The 17,744-nt window shown below is 60.6% G+C and carries 14 protein-coding genes; 12 read left to right on the top strand and 2 right to left on the bottom strand.

Annotation, left to right across the window (positions count from 1 at the left end; all coding sequences use genetic code 11):
* Window positions 1-82 precede the first annotated feature (82 nt).
* The 10 genes from U1A24_RS10025 (at window position 83) to U1A24_RS09980 (ending at window position 13,499) form a co-directional block, all read left to right on the top strand.
* Window positions 83-667: an ANTAR domain-containing response regulator gene (locus U1A24_RS10025; protein WP_322321890.1), complete on the top strand. Its 585-nt coding sequence runs from the start codon at window positions 83-85 to the stop codon at window positions 665-667.
* Window positions 664-1,836, top strand: coding sequence for a CmpA/NrtA family ABC transporter substrate-binding protein (locus tag U1A24_RS10020; RefSeq protein ID WP_322321835.1), 1,173 nt, complete (start codon window positions 664-666; stop codon window positions 1,834-1,836). The genes U1A24_RS10025 and U1A24_RS10020 overlap by 4 nt, the downstream gene beginning before the upstream one ends.
* Before the next feature lie 252 nt (window positions 1,837-2,088).
* Complete coding sequence (locus U1A24_RS10015) at window positions 2,089-3,447, top strand: CmpA/NrtA family ABC transporter substrate-binding protein (RefSeq protein ID WP_322321834.1); 1,359 nt, start codon at window positions 2,089-2,091, stop codon at window positions 3,445-3,447.
* Window positions 3,448-3,514: 67 nt separating this feature from the next.
* A complete protein-coding gene (locus tag U1A24_RS10010) occupies window positions 3,515-4,600 on the top strand; it encodes an ABC transporter permease (protein ID WP_322321833.1) in 1,086 nt (361 codons plus the stop codon).
* Window positions 4,601-4,605: 5 nt separating this feature from the next.
* A complete protein-coding gene (locus tag U1A24_RS10005; RefSeq protein WP_322321889.1) occupies window positions 4,606-6,264 on the top strand; it encodes an ABC transporter ATP-binding protein in 1,659 nt (552 codons plus the stop codon).
* The gene (gene nirB / locus U1A24_RS10000; RefSeq protein WP_322321832.1) at window positions 6,264-8,699 is read left to right on the top strand and encodes a nitrite reductase large subunit NirB; all 2,436 of its coding nucleotides are present in this window, start codon (window positions 6,264-6,266) and stop codon (window positions 8,697-8,699) included. The genes U1A24_RS10005 and nirB overlap by 1 nt, the downstream gene beginning before the upstream one ends.
* Window positions 8,696-9,031 (top strand): nitrite reductase small subunit NirD, encoded by a 336-nt coding sequence (gene nirD, locus U1A24_RS09995; protein WP_322321831.1) that lies wholly within the window; start codon window positions 8,696-8,698, stop codon window positions 9,029-9,031. Before nirB ends, nirD begins: the two co-directional genes overlap by 4 nt.
* A complete protein-coding gene (locus U1A24_RS09990; RefSeq protein ID WP_322321830.1) occupies window positions 9,028-11,670 on the top strand; it encodes a molybdopterin-dependent oxidoreductase in 2,643 nt (880 codons plus the stop codon). Before nirD ends, U1A24_RS09990 begins: the two co-directional genes overlap by 4 nt.
* Window positions 11,671-11,978: 308 nt before the next feature.
* Complete coding sequence (locus tag U1A24_RS09985) at window positions 11,979-13,031, top strand: sensor histidine kinase (protein WP_322321829.1); 1,053 nt, start codon at window positions 11,979-11,981, stop codon at window positions 13,029-13,031.
* A 72-nt stretch (window positions 13,032-13,103) separates the two neighbouring features.
* On the top strand, window positions 13,104-13,499 hold the full coding sequence (locus U1A24_RS09980) for a response regulator (protein ID WP_322321828.1): 396 nt from the start codon (window positions 13,104-13,106) through the stop codon (window positions 13,497-13,499).
* A 149-nt stretch (window positions 13,500-13,648) separates the two neighbouring features.
* On the opposite strand, the gene U1A24_RS09975 is transcribed toward U1A24_RS09980, so the two are convergent.
* Window positions 13,649-14,794 (bottom strand): PHB depolymerase family esterase, encoded by a 1,146-nt coding sequence (locus U1A24_RS09975; RefSeq protein ID WP_322321827.1) that lies wholly within the window; start codon window positions 14,792-14,794, stop codon window positions 13,649-13,651.
* A 251-nt stretch (window positions 14,795-15,045) separates the two neighbouring features.
* Between U1A24_RS09975 and U1A24_RS09970 the strand changes: the two genes are divergently transcribed.
* A complete protein-coding gene (locus U1A24_RS09970; RefSeq protein ID WP_322321826.1) occupies window positions 15,046-15,768 on the top strand; it encodes an SDR family oxidoreductase in 723 nt (240 codons plus the stop codon).
* A 9-nt stretch (window positions 15,769-15,777) separates the two neighbouring features.
* Here U1A24_RS09970 and U1A24_RS09965 read toward each other — a convergent pair whose 3' ends face one another.
* Window positions 15,778-16,536 (bottom strand): MBL fold metallo-hydrolase, encoded by a 759-nt coding sequence (locus tag U1A24_RS09965; RefSeq protein WP_322321825.1) that lies wholly within the window; start codon window positions 16,534-16,536, stop codon window positions 15,778-15,780.
* Window positions 16,537-16,555: 19 nt separating this feature from the next.
* Between U1A24_RS09965 and U1A24_RS09960 the strand changes: the two genes are divergently transcribed.
* Window positions 16,556-17,707, top strand: coding sequence for an aminotransferase class I/II-fold pyridoxal phosphate-dependent enzyme (locus U1A24_RS09960; RefSeq protein ID WP_322321824.1), 1,152 nt, complete (start codon window positions 16,556-16,558; stop codon window positions 17,705-17,707).
* The last annotated feature ends 37 nt before the right edge of the window (window positions 17,708-17,744 follow it).

Here is a 17,744-nt window from a genome sequence, read left to right as displayed (position 1 = left end):
ACATATGCGACTTGGCCTGATGCTGGCGGTGCTGATGGCGGTTGCGCTTTCCTCGCGCGCTGCATCGCCGTCTTGCATTTGCATGGCACAACGGCTTTCCATCATTGTGGTTGAAAAGGACCGCGCCCGCGCGATGCTGATCGTGGACGGCCTGCGCGATGCCGGTGATTTTGATGTGATGGTGATTGCCGAGGAGACTGGGCTTGCCCGTCGGATCGCCCAGCGCAACCCGGATCTGGTGCTGATTGATGCCGGAAATCCGTCGCGCGATGTGCTGGAGGAATTAGCGTTGGCGACCGGGCCGACCGAGCGGCCGGTGGCGATGTTTGTCGATCAAAGCGACGGCAGCCTGACCAAAGCGGCGATTGAGGCGGGGATGTCGGCCTATGTGGTCGATGGCCTGCGGGCGGATCGGATCAAGCCAATTTTGGATGCCGCCATTGCGCGGTTTCACATGCTGCAAAAGATGCGGATCGAGTTGCTGGAGACCCGCCGGGCGCTGGAAGACCGCAAGGCGATTGACCGCGCCAAGGGGATTTTGATGCGGGCGCGTGGGATTGGCGAAGAGGAAGCCTACGCGCTGCTGCGCAAGACCGCGATGGATCAGGGGCGCAAGCTGGCGGATGTGGCGAGTGCTTTGGTGCTGGCGGCGGATCTGTTGAAATGAGTGTGCCCCTGCGCCTTGGCTATGTGCCCCTGCTGGATGCAGCCCCACTGATCATCGCCGAGGCTTTGGGCTTTGCCGAGGAAGAGGGCCTGACACTAGACCTGCACACCGCGCCCAGTTGGGCCAGCTTGCGCGATATGTTGGCGGTGGGCCAGGTCGACGCGGCGCAGATGCTGGCGCCGGTGCCTGTGGCGATGGCCTTGGGGCTGGGGCGGGGCACGGTGCGGTTTGAGGCGCTTTGTGTACTGAATCTGAACGGCAATGTGATCGGGATTTCCAACGCTTTGGCGGCCAAGATGGCTGGCGCGGGCTATGGCTTTGACTTCAGAGATGCGGCAGCGGCGGGGTGGGCTTTGCTGGCGGCTGCCCCTAGCCTGCGCATCGGCGTGCCTTATGCGTTTTCGATGCACCGCGAGTTGCTGCTGTATTGGCTGGCGGCTTCCGGTGCGCAAGCCGCGCAGTTGGATATCCGCACGGTGCCGCCGCCCCGGATGGCCGAGGCGCTTTCCGCCGGAGAAATTGATCTGTTCTGCGTCGGCGAGCCTTGGGGTTCGGTCGCGGTGGAAAATGGCTCGGGGACATTGCTGCTGCCGACCTCGGCTTTGTGGGCGCGGGCCCCGGAGAAGGTTCTGGCAGCACGGTTGGGCTGGGCGGAAGCCGAGCCCGCGCTGGCGGGGCGGTTGTTGCGTGCGGTGTGGCGGGCGGGACGCTGGTTGTCGCGACCGGAAAACCACATCATTGCGGCTGAGATGCTGACAGCGCAGGGGCGCATTGTCGTGTCGGCGGATCTGGTAGAGCGGGCGTTGACGGGCCGGATTGTGACTGCGCCCGATGGCCGCGAACATCTGACGCCGCAGCTGATCGAATTCTTTGAGGGCGCGGCGGGCTTTCCGTGGCGCAGTCAGGCGGCGTGGATTGGCGCATCTTTGGCGGGGCGGCATGGGCTGGATGTAGTCGAGGCGTCTGCCTCTGCCGCCGATGTCTTCCGCAGCGATCTCTATCGTCTGCATCTGCGGCCAGCGGGGGCCATTCTGCCGGGCGCATCTGAGAAACTTGAGGGGGCGCTGGCGCAAGCGACCGCCGTTCCAGCCGAGCGTGGCCAGCTGATTCTGCCCGCTGACCGCTTTTTTGATGCCCGGATTTTCGACCTGGCAGCGCCTGCGCGCTGAAAAAAGTGGCATCGCGATGCTGCGTCTGCGAAATCGCCCCATTGGGTGCGGAATCCGACACGGTATTGTTGACGCCGCAGCGCGGCATCGGCAGGTTTAATCCAAGCACGAAGGCAATGACGCCTTCACCGCTGCCCCCCAAAGTTGGGAAAAGCCGAGCACCGCCGCTCGATCCACTGCCTCTGTTGGCATGGGATCTGGCGGCTTTTTGCATTTCAACGCCCCCGTATCGGGGGCATCCGGGAACCAGATATGACACGCATCGCCAGCCTGCTTGCCACCACCGCATTGCTTGCCTTCCCCGCTTTTGCCGAGACCCCCGGCATTGAGAAACCCGAGCTGACGCTGGGCTTCATCAAGCTGACCGATATGGCCCCGCTGGCGATTGCCAAGGAGAAAGGGTTTTTCGAGGATGAGGGCCTGTCGGTGACGCTGGTGGCGCAGTCAAACTGGAAAGTGCTGCTGGACGGCGTGGTTTCCGGCGAGCTGGACGGCGCGCATATGCTGGCGGGGCAGCCGATTGCGGCCTCGATTGGCTATGGCACCAGGGCCGCGCTGGTGACGCCGTTCTCGATGGATCTGAACGGCAATGCGATCACCGTGTCGAATGCGGTGTGGGAAGCGATGAAGCCGGGGTTGAAGATGGAGGGCGACAAGCCTGCGCATCCGATTTCCGCCGCTGCACTGAAGCCGGTGATTGAGGCTTATGCCGCTGAAGGCAAACCGTTCAATCTGGGCATGGTGTTCCCGGTATCCACCCATAACTACGAGTTGCGCTATTGGCTGGCTGCTGGGGGTATCAATCCGGGTCTCTATTCGGCGGATGATGTGTCTGGCCAGATCGGTGGCGATGTGCTGATTTCGGTGACGCCGCCGCCGCAGATGCCGGCGACGTTGGAGGCCGGCACGATTGACGGCTATTCGGTGGGCGAGCCGTGGAACCAAGCTGCAGTTGCCAAAGGTATTGGCGTGCCGGTGATCACCGATAACGACATCTGGAAGAATAACCCGGAAAAGGTATTCGGACTGACCGCCGAGTTTGTCGAAGCCAACCCGCAGACGACTTTGGCGCTGACCAAAGCCCTGATCCGGGCGGCGATCTGGCTGGATGAGAACGACAACGCCAATCGCGCCGAGGCGGTGACGATCCTGTCCAGCCCGGACTATGTCGGCGCGGATGCGGCGGTAATCGGCAACTCGATGACCGGAACGTTTGAGTATGAAAAGGGTGACAAGCGCCCTGCCCCCGATTTCAACGTGTTCTTCCGTTACAACGCGACCTTCCCCTACTACTCCGATGCGGTCTGGTATCTGACCCAGATGCGCCGTTGGGGGCAGATTGGCGAAGCCAAGCCCGACGCGTGGTTCGACGAGATCGCGAAATCGGTCTACAAGCCGGATATCTACAAAGCCGCCGCCGAGGCAGTGATTGCCGACGGAAACGCCACGGCTGACCAGTTCGATTTTGACGCCGATGGCTACCGCGCGCCCTCTGCCGATTTCATCGACGGCGTGTCCTACGATGGCACCAAACCCAACGCCTATATCGACAGCCTGACGATTGGTTTGAAAGCCGCGCAGACTGTCACGGGCGGCGAAATCATCAACTGATCCAATACCTTCTCTGAATTGACGGGTGGCTATCCGCCCGTCAAAGCCGCCGCTGATGGAGACTGACATGACCCTGCTTGACCCTGCTGCTTTGCCCGAAGAACCCACGCGCGACCGCACCGTTCGGCTGGAAAAGCTGTACCGCTTGATCAGCAGATGCGACAAATGGTTCAAGCTGCTGGGGCTGGCATGGATCACCCCGATCTGGCGCGTGCTGGCCGGGGATAATCCGCGCGGGCAGATGCCGGAAATCTGGCGGCTGGCGGTGGTGCCGATGCTGGCGATTGCCGCGTTTTTGGCTTTGTGGGGAAGCCTTGCGCCGATGGTGCAGACCTCTTTAGGGGCCATTCCGGGGCCCGTGCAGGTCTGGGAGCAAGCGGTGGCGTTGGATGCCAGTGCTGCGACTGAAGGCGTGAAAGAGCAGGAATTCTACGCCAAACGGGCCGCGAAAAATGCAGCACTGGTGGCGGAAGGCAAGGCGGATCAGGTGAAAACCCCCGCCTATACCGGCAAGCCGACTTATTACGCGCAAATCTGGACCTCAATCAAAACCGTGTTCGCGGGGTTTCTGATTGGCACGATTATCGCGGTACCTTTGGGGATTTTGGCGGGGCTTTCTGCCACCGCAAATGCCGCGATCAACCCTTTGGTGCAACTGTTCAAACCGGTGTCGCCACTGGCCTGGTTGCCGATTGTGACGATGGTGGTGTCCGCCGTTTATACCGATGGCGATTTGCCGAAAAGCTTCATCGTTTCGGCGTTTACGGTGACCTTGTGTTCGCTGTGGCCGACGCTGATCAACACCTCGCTGGGGGTGGCCTCGATTGATAAGGATTTGGTCAACGTTTCCCGCGTGCTGAAGCTGTCGCTGTGGAAAAAGATCACCCGGCTGGTGCTGCCCTCGGCCTTGCCACTGATTTTCACCGGGCTGCGGCTGTCTTTGGGCGTGGGCTGGATGGTGCTGATTGCGGCGGAAATGCTGGCGCAGAATCCGGGTTTGGGCAAGTTCGTCTGGGATGAGTTTCAGAACGGGTCCGAGCAGTCCTTGGCGAAGATCATGGTCGCGGTGCTGACGATTGGCGTGATTGGTTTTTTGTTGGACCGGGTGATGTTCGCTTTGCAGTCGCTGTTCACCTTCTCGAATAATCGGTGAGCGGGATGGGAATTCTGGAGTTCAACAACGTTTCCAGGGGCTACGGCGATACGCCTGTGCTGCGCAACCTGTCGTTTCAGGTGCAGGATGGTGAGTTTCTGGCGATCCTGGGGTTTTCCGGCTCGGGCAAAACCACGCTGATCAACTTGATGGCGGGGCTGACTTTGCCGGATCGCGGCGAGGTCAACTTCAAGGGAGTGCCGGTAACGGGGCCGGGGCCAGAACGTGGGTTGGTGTTTCAATCTTATGCGCTGATGCCGTGGCTGACGGTGGCGGGCAATATCGGGCTGGCCGTGGATGCGGTCTGCAAGGGCAGCAAGGCCGAGCGTGCCGCATTGGTGCAGAAATATATCCAGATGGTCGGGCTTGGCCATGCGGCGGAACGCCGTCCCGCGGAGCTTTCTGGCGGGATGCGGCAGCGTGTGGCGGTGGCGCGGGCTTTGGCGATGCAGCCGGAAGTGTTGCTAATGGACGAGCCTTTGTCGGCTTTGGACGCGCTGACGCGGGGCAATGTGGCATCCGAGATTGAGGCGATCTGGGCGGCGGACAAGCGCACCGTGGTCTTGATCACCAATGATGTGGACGAGGCTTTGGTGCTGGCCGACCGTATTCTGTGCCTGAATCCTGACGGCACTTTGGGCGCAGCTTTTCCGGTTGCCCTGCCCCGCCCGCGCGACCGCAACGCGATGAATGAAAGCAATGATTTCAAAGCCCTGCGCGCCGATGTCACCGCTTATCTGATGGATGTTGGCATCAAATCCAAGCTGCCCGAAACCCGGACGCTGCCTGCGTTGACGCCGCGCCATGCTTTGCCGAAAGCCTATAGCGCTGCGGCGGCTTCGCCGGTTGAAACCCGCTATCTGCGCTATTCGCAACTGCACAAGGTTTACGCCACGCCAAAGGGGCCGTTGACGGTGGTGGAGGATTTCAACCTGATCCTGAAGAAGGGCGAGTTCGTCTCGCTGATCGGCCATTCGGGGTGCGGGAAGTCCACGGTTTTGACGATGACGGCGGGGCTGAACGCGATCTCGAAGGGCGCGATCACGCTGGACGGCACCCATGTGGAAGGCGCTGATCCTGAACGCGCGGTGGTGTTCCAATCGCCGAACCTGTTTCCTTGGCTGACCGCGAAAGAGAATGTCGCGATCGGGGTGGATAAGGTTTATCCGAAATCCACTCAAGCGGAACGGCAAGAGGTGGTGGAATACTATCTGGAGCGTGTCGGCCTTGGCGATGCGATGGACCGTCAAGCCGCCGATATGTCGAACGGCATGCGGCAACGGGTGGGTATTGCGCGAGCGTTTGCCTTGTCGCCGAAGCTGTTGCTGCTGGATGAGCCGTTCGGAATGCTCGACAGCCTGACCCGTTGGGAATTGCAAGAAGTGTTGATGGAGGTGTGGAGCCGCACCAAAGTCACCGCGGTTTGTGTGACGCATGATGTCGATGAGGCGATCTTGCTGGCCGACCGCGTGGTGATGATGACCAACGGGCCGAACGCCACCATCGGCAAGATCACCGAGGTGAAACTGCCGCGCCCGCGCAGTCGCCGCAGCCTGCTGGAGCATCCAGACTATTACCACTACCGCGCCGAAGTGCTGGCATTCCTTGAGGAATATGAGCACGGCCAGAAGAAATCAGCGCCTCAAAACAAGGACGTCGCGTGATGAAACAGAAACTTGTCGTCATTGGGGCGGGCATGGCCTCGGGCCGGATGCTGGAACAACTGACCGAAGCAGCGCCAGATGCGTTTGACATCACTTTGTTCAACGCCGAGCCGCGCGGGAACTATAATCGGATCATGCTGTCGCCGGTGTTGTCGGGCGAAAAGACTTATGCCGAGATCGTCACGCATGACGACGCTTGGTATGCAGAGCGCGGTATCAAAACCGTGCTGGGTCAGGCTGTTACCAAGATCGACCGCGATGCGAAAACCGTGACCAGTGGCGGGGTAGAGACGCCCTATGATCAGCTGATCATCGCCACGGGGTCCGCGCCGTTCATCATTCCGGTGCCGGGGCATAAGCTGCCGGGTGTGGTGACGTATCGCGACCTGGAAGACACCAATGCGATGATCGCGGCAGCCAAGCCGGGGGCGAAGGCCGTGGTGATTGGTGGCGGCTTGTTGGGGCTGGAGGCCGCAGCGGGCATGCAGTTGCGCGGCATGGAGGTGGTGGTGATCCATATCATGGGCCATCTGATGGAGCGGCAGTTAGACCCCGCCGCAGGCTATTTGCTACAAAAGTCGCTGGAGGCGCGGGGGATGAAAATCCACTGCAAAGGGGCGACCAAGGCCATCCTCGGGCATGAGCGGGTGGAGGCCGTTCTGCTTGAGGATGGCACGGTTTACGACGCCGATATCGTCTGCATGGCGGTGGGTATCCGGCCAGAAGTGCGGCTGGCCAATGACGCGCATCTGGATGTGGGGCGTGGCATTACGGTGAATGATGCGATGCAAACCAGCGATCCGTCGATCTGGGCGGTCGGCGAATGTGTGGAGCATGACAAGCAGTTGTTTGGGCTTGTAGCTCCGCTTTATGACCAAGCGAAGGTGCTGGCGCAGGCTTTGCTGGGACAGGAGACCGCCTTCCGTCCGGTGCAGACGGCGACCAAGCTGAAGGTGACGGGCTGCGATTTGTTCTCGGCTGGCGACTTCGCTGACGGCCCGGGGCGCGAGGATATCGTGTTCCGCGACCCGGCGCGGGGTGTCTACAAGCGGTTGGTGATTGAGGGCGACAAGCTGCTGGGCGCGGTGATGTATGGTGACACCGCCGACGGCAACTGGTTCTTCGGGCTGATCAAAGACGGCACAGATATCACCCCGATGCGTGAGACGTTGATCTTCGGTCCAGCCTATCAAGGGGGTGCCCAAGCGGACCCTATGGCAGCCGTTGCAGCCTTGCCGCCTAGCGCGGAGATTTGTGGCTGTAACGGCGTTTGTAAGGGCAAGATTGTGGATGCGATCTTGGGTGGGGCCAAGACGTTGGACCTCGTGCGGGCGACGACGAAAGCCAGTTCCAGCTGTGGCACTTGTACCGGGCTGGTCGAGCAGGTGATGGCGGTGACTTTGGGTGATAGCTTTACCGCCAACGCCAATCCGGCGATGTGCAAATGCACCGATCACACGCATGAGGATGTGCGACGGCTGATCAAGTCGATGGCGCTGAAGTCGATCCCGGCAGTGATGCAGGAGCTTGGCTGGCGCTCGGTCGGGGGTTGTGCAAGCTGCCGTCCGGCGCTGAATTTTTATCTGATCGCCGATTGGCCGACGGAATATGTCGATGACCGCCAGTCGCGGTTTGTGAACGAACGCAACCACGGCAACATCCAGAAAGACGGCACTTATTCGGTGGTGCCGCGGATGTGGGGCGGGGTGACGACGCCGAATGAACTGCGGGCGATTGCCGATGCGGCGGATAAATACGATGTGCCGCTGGTGAAAGTGACGGGCGGGCAGCGGATTGATTTGTTGGGCGTGAAAAAGGAAGATCTGCCCGCGATGTGGCAGGATTTGAACGCAGCGGGGATGGTGTCTGGCCATGCCTACGCCAAAGGCCTGCGCACGGTGAAAACCTGTGTGGGCAGCGATTTTTGCCGCTTTGGCACGCAGGATTCTACTGGGTTGGGGATCAAGCTGGAGAAGTTGTTGTGGGGATCTTGGACGCCTGCGAAGGTGAAACTCGGGGTCTCCGGCTGCCCGCGCAACTGTGCGGAGGCGACCTGCAAGGATGTCGGCGTGGTCTGCGTTGACAGCGGATATGAGATTTCGGTGGCGGGTGCTGCTGGGATGGATGTGCGCGAAACCGAGTTTCTGTGCAAAGCCACGACTGAGGCCGAAACGATGGAGATTATCGCGGCCTTCGTGCAGCTTTACCGCGAAAACAGCCGCTATCTGCACCGGATTTACAAATGGGTCGCCAAGGTCGGGCTTGGCTGGTGTCAGGAGCAGATGGCCGATTTGACGGTGCGCCGCGCGCTTTATGACCGCTTCATGCTATCGCAATCCGTCTACCAGATCGACCCATGGGCGGAACTTTCCAAACCCGATCAACTGGCACAATGGACGCCAATGGCTGACCTTTCGCTGGAGGCCGCAGAATGACGCTTTGGATCGACATTGGCGCACTGGCCGACATTCCCCCGCAAGGCGCGCGGGTCGTGAGGACCGCCCAAGGCTGCGTTGCGGTGTTCCGCACTGCCGAAGATCAGGTGTTCGCGATTGACGACGCTTGCCCGCATAAGGGCGGGCCATTGTCGGAAGGTATTGTGCACGGCAATGCGGTTACCTGCCCACTGCACGCTTGGGTTTTCAGCTTGGAAACCGGGATGGCGCAGGGCGTGGATGAAGGGGCGGTGCAAAGCTACCCAGCACGGGTGGAGGCTGGGCGGATTCTGTTGGACGCGACACGGTTGGCGCGGCGGTCCGCCGCATGACTGTGCAGCCGCGCGCCGTTGAAGCCGACCATATTCGCACCACCTGCCCCTATTGCGGCGTCGGTTGCGGCATCTTGGCAAAAGTTGATGGCAAGGGCGGTCTGACTGTGAAGGGCGATCCTGATCACCCGGCCAACAAGGGGCGGCTGTGTTCCAAGGGCAGCGCCTTGGGCGAAACCGTGGGGCTGGAGGGGCGGCTTCTGGGCCCCCGCGTGTTTGGGCAAGAGGTGTCGTGGGAGGATGCTTTGGGCGTGGTCGCCAAACGGTTTTCACGTGTGATCGCCGATCATGGCCCGGATGCGGTGGCGTTTTACGTCTCGGGTCAGTTGTTGACCGAGGACTATTACGTCGCCAACAAGCTGATGAAGGGTTTCATCGGGTCCGCCAATATCGACACCAATTCAAGGCTTTGCATGGCCTCCTCGGTCGCTGGCCATAAGCGGGCGTTTGGGTCTGACACCGTGCCGGGGCTGTATGAAGACTTGGAGTTGGCCGATCTGGTGGTGCTGACCGGATCAAACCTCGCGTGGTGCCATCCCGTGCTGTATCAGCGCATTGCTGCTGCCAAAGCCGCGCGCCCTGAGATGAAAATCGTGGTGGTCGACCCCAGGCGAACCGCCACCTGCGACATTGCTGATTTGCATCTGGCGATTGCGCCGGGGGCTGATGCGGCCCTGTTCAACGCATTGCTGGTGGCGATTGCTGATGCGGGAGCTGTTGACCTTGGCTACCTCTCGAATGTCGCGGGCTATGCCGAGGCGCTGACGGCCGCCTGCGCCAGCGATCCCGCCACTACGGGCCTGCCCGCGGCCGATCTGGCGGAGTTTCTGCGGCTGTGGACCAGCACCGAGAAGGTGGTGACGGTTTATAGTCAAGGCATCAACCAATCCTCCTCGGGCAGCGATAAGGTGAATGCGATCCTAAACTGCCACCTTGCGACGGGCCGCATCGGTCGCCCCGGCATGGGGCCGTTTTCGGTGACGGGCCAGCCCAACGCGATGGGTGGGCGTGAGGTGGGCGGGTTGGCGAATATGCTTGCCTGCCATCTGGATCTGGAAAACCAAGCGCACCGCGACGCCGTGCAGGGCTTTTGGGCCAGCCCGACGATGGCGCAAAAGCCGGGGCTGAAGGCGGTGGATATGTTCCGCGGCGTCGCCGATGGCACGATCAAAGCGATCTGGATCATCCACACCAATCCCGCCGTCACCATGCCGGATGCTGATGCCGTGGCCGCCGCCGTCAAAGCCTGCCCCTTTGTCGTGGTCAGTGACATCACTGCCGAAACCGACACTGCCCGCCTTGCACATGTGCTGTTGCCCGCCACCGCCTGGGGTGAGAAGGATGGCAGCGTCACCAATTCTGACCGCACGATCAGCCGTCAGCGCAGCATCCTGCCGCGCCCCGGCAAAGCCCGGCCCGATTGGTGGATACTGGCGCAAGTCGCCAGACGGATGGGACACGGGCAAGCCTTTGCTTGGGAAACCGAGGCGGAAATCTTCGCCGAATACGCCGCCCTCTCTGGCATCGCAGGTGCGCTTGGCGGCGATTTCGACATTTCGGATCTCGCCAGCCTGAGCGGGGCCGATTACGACGCGCTTGCCCCTTTCACATGGCCACAGAACCCGCGCCAGCGTGGCGGTAGATTCTTTGGCACGGGCCGCTTTCACACCCCGGACGCCCGCGCCCGGATGCTGCCGATAACGCCCCGTGCGCCGCAACTGCTGACACTGGAACACCCGTTCCGCCTGAACACCGGGCGCATCCGCGATCAGTGGCATACGATGACCCGCAGCGGAAAATCGCCACGCCTCAGTCAGCATCTGGCTGAGCCATTTGTCGAAGTTCACCCCGCAGATGCTACCAGCCTGAATATTCGACCTGATGATCTGGTGGTGCTTTCCAACGGGCATGGGCGCTGCATCCTGCGTGTGCTGATCAGTCGAAACCTCGCCCCCGGTCAGATATTCGCACCGATGCACTGGACGGCTGAGACCGCCTCTGCCGCTCGGATCGACACGCTTGTGCCCGGCATTGTTGACCCGATTTCTGGTCAGCCCGAAAGCAAAGCGGCAGCCGTGGCAGCCGCGCTTTATCCCGCGCAGTGGTTCGGTTTCGCGGTCAGTGCCACGCCGCTACAGCCGCAATCTGATTACTGGGCCCGCGCGCGCGTTCCTGGCGGGTGGCGGATGGAATTGGCGGGGCTGCACGCCCCCGAAGACTGGACCGCCTACGCCCGAGCCTTGTTCGATCTGGCCGAAGCAGAAGCAGCCACCGTCATTGACACCAAAAGGGGCCTTGCCCGCATCGCCTTTCACGCCGAAGGCCGCTTGCTGGCAGCGCTTTTCGCGGGGCCAGAGCCTGTCGCCGTCGCGCGCGACCACCTTGCCAGCCGCCTGAATGAGCCTGAAACGGCGGCGCTTGCTGGCCGTCCGCGCGCCGACTTGCCCGACCCCGGCGCCACGGTCTGCGCCTGCCTGAATGTCGGCATCAACACCATTCGCGCGGCGATCCAATCCGGCCATGCCCTGACTGTCGCCGCCTTGGGTGAGGCTTTGGGTGCAGGCACCTCTTGCGGATCCTGCCGTCCCGAACTGGCTGGATTGCTCACCCGATTCAAACTGCCGGAGGCCGCGGAATGACCAAATTTTCCGCCGAACCCAAGTTTGCAAGACGGACACTTGTCATTCTGACGTGAAAAGAACGATTGATGCCTTGGGGTGAGAACGTGAGATTGCGCTTTTTGACCATCGCTTACGACGCAGATATTTGAGCTTTCAGCACAGCACACGAGATTCTACCGACCAACAATCAAGTCAAATAGATGTGGTGCCGATCACTGCAAACATGGTAGGCTACCTTAGAGCGTCGCCCAAAATCTTTGTGGTTGAAGGCGTTCCTGCCGAGTGATGGCTCGCTTTGCGAGTTTTCGGCCCATAAGGGCCATTTTATGCCACGTAAACCTGCTGTCCACGTTGAAGCTGCCAGCACGCTTGCGGTAGTAATGTCGTCCAACGAACCCCTGCTGTTCCTTTCTGCAAATCTAAAGATCATTGCGGCAAGCGCATCGTTCTGTCGTGCCTTTGATATCGACTCGGTAACGGTTGCAGGCAAGGGCCTCGGCGAACTCGGACGCGGCGAATGGGCGATGCCCAAGCTGACCTCGTTGCTGAATGCGACTGCTTCAGGCAACGCACTGATTGAGGCCTATGAAATCGATCTCAAACGGCCGGATCAGAAAACACGGCAGTTGATTGTGAACGCGCAGATTCTTGACGACGGCCAGAAAGATCACGTTCGGCTGCTGCTCGCGGTTACGGATGTGACGGACGCGCGTGCTATCGCCCGCCTGAAAGACGATCTGCTGAACGAGAAGGCCATTCTGATTCAGGAAGTGCAGCACCGTGTTGCAAACAGCCTTCAGATCATAGCAAGCGTTCTAATGCAAAGTGCGCGTCGGGTACAGTCTGAGGAAGCCCGCGGCCATTTACACAACGCCCATCACAGAGTGATGTCGATTGCGTCTGTGCAGAAGCAGCTGTCAACTACAAATGGCGGAGAAGTCCAGCTTAGGGCATATTTGAGCCAGCTTTGCGAAAGCCTTGGTGCATCTATGATCGCTGATGCAGACCGCCTCTCGATTGCGGTGAATGTCGATGACAGCTCGGTCGATGCGGATGTTTCTGTCAGCTTGGGCCTTATCGTGACGGAACTGGTTATTAACGCTTTGAAGCATGCTTTCCCGGATCAAGCCACAGGTAGAATCGTAATAGACTATGCGTCCGAAGGTCATAATTGGACGCTGTCGATCACCGACGATGGCATTGGCATGCCCACCGGCCTGGCGGCGCCTAAGGCGGGCTTGGGCACCGGTATTGTCGAGGCGCTCACCAGAAACCTTCACGGCGAACTCCAAGTCAGCGATGCCGATCCCGGTACAGCTGTGACCATCAGACATCGGGGTGGGCCTGGCGCCCAAGTTGCCCTTCCATCGGCTGCATAGGAACCAGAATGTCGCCGAAGCGCTATACTCAAGGGGATCGTAGAAACTCCAAATCTTATGAACGAGTGGCAGATGAAGAACGGTAAGGCAGTCGTGCTTGTAGTTGAGGACAACGCGATCATTCGGATGGGCGCCGTCGATATTGTGCTAACCGCAGGCTATGAAGCGCTGGAAGCGCAGGATGCCGACGAGGCAATCCGCATTCTCGAGTCAAGAGACGACATTGATCTGGTGTTTACCGACGTGCAGATGCCGGGGACAATGGACGGGGTCAAACTCTCGCATTACATCCGCAACAGGTGGCCCCCGGTGAAGCTGATCGTTGCTTCGGGTATGGCAATTCTTGAAGAGAGCAGCCTACCAGAAGGTAGTCGGTTCTTCGCAAAACCCTATGCCGATCATGCGATTGCCGATGCGATGGAACGGCTGCTTGCGACAGATAGCGAGAGCCCTAGGCCGCGTGGTTAATAACGAGCACCGCTTATGCGGTGCCGCCATTCATTTGAGCGGCACTATAAACGCCGTTCGTCTACATGGCCGGAATGATCCACGCGTGCTGAGGCTTAGCTCCACACTGCCGAACATCAGGGTTTCGCCCCTCCGAAGTACAGTCGAACTCAGGCGGATTTTGCCAGAAAGAACCGAATCATTTGCGCAGAGGCATCAGGGCCTTCGGCGTCGGTATAGGAACCCGCGGCACGGCCACCTGACCAAGCATGGCCCGTGCCCTCGATCATCCAGAGTTCAAGCTGAGCCACGCCATCTGCTGACGTATACTCGCTGCGAGTATAGCCACGCCCCCGCACAGAGCGTTTGCTCACTTTTGTCGGCTGCGTGCCAGTACCCACCGCCGCTGAGACGATCATCGAGGCGTTCGACGGATGAACTGTGCTGTCTGCGTCGCCATGAAAGATGATCCGCCGCACCGGGCCTGACGATCCAGAAATGACGGGTGCAATATCGAACGGCGCAGCGCCGTTGCGCATCGCCATCACCGCCGAGAGCACATCGCGGGCAGCACCGCGGGGAAGCCCGGAATGGACTCCCGCCGCCGCAAAGATATCTGGATAGACGTCAGCCAGTGTAGCCGTCATCGCTCCTCCAGCGGACAACCCAGCCACGAAGGTGGTATCGCGATCAATGCCGAATTCCTTTGTCAGTTTGCGCACCAGTGAGGCCAGAATGGCGGGCTCACCCGCGCCGCGCAGTTGATCTCCTGGCTTGAACCAATTCCAACAAGATGCCGCGTTATGGCTTCCGGTCTGGGCCGGGTAAGCCACAGCGAGGCCATGTTTCTCTGCCATCGCGTTCATATTCGTACCCGCTGCGAAGTCGTCCGGGCTCTGCGTGCAACCGTGCAGCATGAGGATCAGACCTTTGGGTCGCTTGGAGTGGCTCGCGGGCAGGTATAGCTTGTAACCGCGCGACCCTGCGGCGCTGCGGTGCGTGCGGCTGAGATACTGCGCGCCAGCCGGGACGCTGGGCGAAACCAACCGCGCCTTTGCCCCTGTCCGCGCGCCCGGCATCAGCGATTGCGCCACCCGCAGCTGCTTGATCACGGCACCAAGGGTGCGGCCAGCCTTGGGCAGCGCCGCTTTGCGCGACTTAGCCGTCTTTGGCTTGAGTGCTGCAAGTGGGGCGAGGGCCGATTTGACCATAAGGCCCGTCATCATTTTCTGAATGGATTTGGCTGACTTCGTCAACTTGGCGGGTCGCATCAGCCGATTTGCCCGACGCAAGGCCGCCGCGAAACTGCGTGTCATTGTCATCCCCTTGAAAACTGGCCGCATTGATCACACGAAAACACCACACAAACGAAGTTCAGGTCCGCCGCACCCGCCGCCGCATGATACATGGGGATCACTGCGCGCGGCACAAGGAAAATGCCGTTACGTCGCTTGCTTTGCTGCAAGCAGTTGTCGTGGCCTCGAAATGCCAATCTTGCGTCGGCCGATCCATCTGTGCTGATCTTCAGCAGGCCGCAGAAGGGTGCGGAAATTGGATGGGGTGTGGCATGACAAAGATAGCCGTGGTGACGGGGGCTGCCGGTGGGCTGGGGCGGGCGATCAGTGCCAAGTTGCTTGCGGACGGGATGAATGTGGTCGGGTTGGATATTGATGCGGCAGGTTTGGCCAGCATGGCGCAGCCCCAGTTTAGCGGGCATGTCACCGATCTGACCGATGCGGACGCGATTGCGGCGGTCTTCGCGCAGGTTGCACGGCATCACGGTGGCATCGATGCTTTGGTGAACAATGCGGGCACCTGCTTTATGTCCGACTTTCCCGACATTCCGGCACGGGAGTTAGACCTGCAAATGTCGATCAACTTCTCGGGTGCCTTTCATTGCTCTCAGGCTGCGATCAAGCTGATGAAAGGGCGCGCCGGGGTGCGCAAGATCGTCAATATCAGCTCGAACGGAGCATATAATTTTGATGTGTTCGATCCACCGCATTACCGCGCCTCAAAGGCGGCGCTGGATACACTGACCAAGGATCTGGCGCGGCGCTATGCGCGTGAGAAGATCGCAGTGAATTCGCTGGCGCCAGCAATGACGGAAACACCGTTGTTCAAGGTGCTGACCGAGGATGTGCTGGCCCGTGCGATTGCTGCCATGCCGCATGGCCATGCGATGCAGCCCAGCGAGGTCGCGGCGTGGGTCGGGTTTTTGATCTCGCCCGCCGGAGATATTTGCAGCGGCAACGTGATCATTCTCAATCAGGGGCGCGATGTGAGATGAGCTGCGCGTCTAGTTGAACCACTCGGGCGCTTTGCGTAAAGTCGGCCATTGCTGCGGACTGTGACCAAAGATCACCAGCGCGTCCCTTTCGTGCGCAAGGTTCATCAACCGCGCGCCGTGATGTATGGCCAGCGGCACGTCCCACGACCCAGCAAAACCTTCGTCGATTTCAGCCGCACGGCTGATTGCGTCCGAGGTCAGCAGCACCCAACCGGTTTCCGGCAACTGGATCATGAACGCCAGTTGACCGGGAGCGTGGCCCGGGCATAGCAATACCTGAAATCCCTGTCCAAGCGTGAAATCTTGCATGACCAGATGATAGTCGCGCGCGGGCCATTCCATCGCCTGTTTTCCTGACCAATACATCGGACGCGGCAAATTCCGCTCTGCCTTGGCAATCAGGATCGGGACATCGGGAAAGCCGTGCATATGGCCCACATGATCAATATGTGTGTGGCTTTGGATCATCAGCGTGACATCGACCTTGGACAGCCCTAGCTTGGCGAGCTGTGTTTCGGGGGTGTTTTCAGGTGTGATTTTCAAGACGCGGCCAAAGCTGCCCAGCCCGTCCTCGGCCGTCGCGGCTTCGGCATTGACGGTGTATTTTTCAGGAAAGCCGGTGTCGATCAGCACCAACTCGCCTGCGTCGGTCTGCACCGCGAACCCGCAGATGCCAATCGTGCGCGGACCAGAATGGACCTCAAACAAGCCATAGTCCAATACCGCCAGCCGAATGGGTTTCCCCTTCAGCGCAATCTGATCCATCATCCTGCCACCCCCTTGCCAGATGAAGCGGAGCGCCCTGTTGAAAGTCAAGATACACACGTTGTTCCAATACCTTCTCGAAACAACCGAAGCGGCACCCGAGGCGATTGTCGGCTTTTCGCTATCAGGCTCGCCGCGCTTGGGCGACTATCTGAGCGATCTTGACCCGAACCTGTCGCTGGACTGGAACAGCCGCGACTTTCGCGGTCTGCCAGAACTGCGCGACCATGTTCTGGCGCAGGCGGGTCTGACCGGGGTTTGCACCCCCGCCGATGTGCTGATCACCGCAGGCGCGGCAGAGGCGAATTACCTGTCCATCATGCAGCGTCTGCAACCCGGCGAGCGCATCGTGATCGAAACCCCCGGCTGGCCGCAAGCCGAGGTGCTGGCCAAGGCCAAGGGTGCGGAAATCGTCAAAGTGGCGCGGGCAGAGGCGGAGGGCTGGCGCTTGCCGCTGGATCGGTTGGCGGCGGCGGTGACGCCCGGCACGCGGATGATCTTTCTGACCAACCCGAACAATCCCACCGGCGATCTGATGAGCGCTGCCGATTTGGCCGAGGTGGTGGCCATCGCGGACCGCGTCGGTGCGTGGTTGCTGGTGGACGAGGTCTATGCGGGGCTGGAATGGGACGGCCCACGCGCGCCATCAATCGCAGGGCTTTACGCGCGCGGCATTACAACGGGATCGGTCAGCAAGGCGCTTGGCTTGCAGGGGCTGCGGACCGGATGGATGATTTGCCCGGATGCCGGGCAGATGCGGGATGCGTTGATCCTGCGCGAAAACTCCAGCGAAATCATGAATGTCATGGGCGAGGTAATCGCCGAGGTGGCTTTGCGGCCAGCGCGGTATGCAACGGCGTTAGAGCGTGCACGTGCGGAGGGGGCGGAGAATCTGAGGCAGATGAATGCGTGGGTTGCAGCACAGGACCATCTGACTTGGGTGCCGCCGAAAGCTGGGCTGATCGGACTTGCGCGTCTGCCAGATAGCGTTGACAGCGACGCTTTCGCGCGCTTTCTTCTGGCACCGCCCTATCGCACCTTCCTGCTGCCAGGCAGTGCCTACGACCTGCCCGGCCACATCCGGCTGGGCGTTGGCGGCGGTGCCGCAGTACGGCTGCAGGATGGGCTAGATCGGCTTTCTCAGGCTCTGCATGACTGGCAATTTGCTCGCTAGGCAGCCGTCGCTTTGCGAGATGGAAAGAACGATTCAA

It is taken from the genome of Cypionkella sp. (genome assembly GCF_034376685.1).
Lineage (GTDB): Bacteria > Pseudomonadota > Alphaproteobacteria > Rhodobacterales > Rhodobacteraceae > Cypionkella.
The sequence above is the reverse complement of the archived record's forward strand: the minus strand, read 5'-3'. Positions and strand labels throughout refer to the sequence as shown.

What these genes read in the sequence shown, in the direction of transcription:
- U1A24_RS10005 (WP_322321889.1), top strand. Translation starts at nt 4,606, where the DNA reads ATGGGAATTCTGGAGTTCAACAACGTTTCCAGGGGCTACGGCGATACG.
- nirB (WP_322321832.1), top strand. Translation starts at nt 6,264, where the DNA reads ATGAAACAGAAACTTGTCGTCATTGGGGCGGGCATGGCCTCGGGCCGG.
- U1A24_RS09985 (WP_322321829.1), top strand. Translation starts at nt 11,979, where the DNA reads ATGCCACGTAAACCTGCTGTCCACGTTGAAGCTGCCAGCACGCTTGCG.
- U1A24_RS09980 (WP_322321828.1), top strand. Translation starts at nt 13,104, where the DNA reads ATGAAGAACGGTAAGGCAGTCGTGCTTGTAGTTGAGGACAACGCGATC.
- U1A24_RS09970 (WP_322321826.1), top strand. Translation starts at nt 15,046, where the DNA reads ATGACAAAGATAGCCGTGGTGACGGGGGCTGCCGGTGGGCTGGGGCGG.
- nirD (WP_322321831.1), top strand. Translation starts at nt 8,696, where the DNA reads ATGACGCTTTGGATCGACATTGGCGCACTGGCCGACATTCCCCCGCAA.
- U1A24_RS10015 (WP_322321834.1), top strand. Translation starts at nt 2,089, where the DNA reads ATGACACGCATCGCCAGCCTGCTTGCCACCACCGCATTGCTTGCCTTC.
- U1A24_RS09990 (WP_322321830.1), top strand. Translation starts at nt 9,028, where the DNA reads ATGACTGTGCAGCCGCGCGCCGTTGAAGCCGACCATATTCGCACCACC.
- U1A24_RS10010 (WP_322321833.1), top strand. Translation starts at nt 3,515, where the DNA reads ATGACCCTGCTTGACCCTGCTGCTTTGCCCGAAGAACCCACGCGCGAC.
- U1A24_RS10020 (WP_322321835.1), top strand. Translation starts at nt 664, where the DNA reads ATGAGTGTGCCCCTGCGCCTTGGCTATGTGCCCCTGCTGGATGCAGCC.
- U1A24_RS10025 (WP_322321890.1), top strand. Translation starts at nt 83, where the DNA reads ATGGCACAACGGCTTTCCATCATTGTGGTTGAAAAGGACCGCGCCCGC.
- U1A24_RS09975 (WP_322321827.1), bottom strand. Translation starts at nt 14,794, where the DNA reads ATGACACGCAGTTTCGCGGCGGCCTTGCGTCGGGCAAATCGGCTGATG.
- U1A24_RS09965 (WP_322321825.1), bottom strand. Translation starts at nt 16,536, where the DNA reads ATGATGGATCAGATTGCGCTGAAGGGGAAACCCATTCGGCTGGCGGTA.
- U1A24_RS09960 (WP_322321824.1), top strand. Translation starts at nt 16,556, where the DNA reads ATGAAGCGGAGCGCCCTGTTGAAAGTCAAGATACACACGTTGTTCCAA.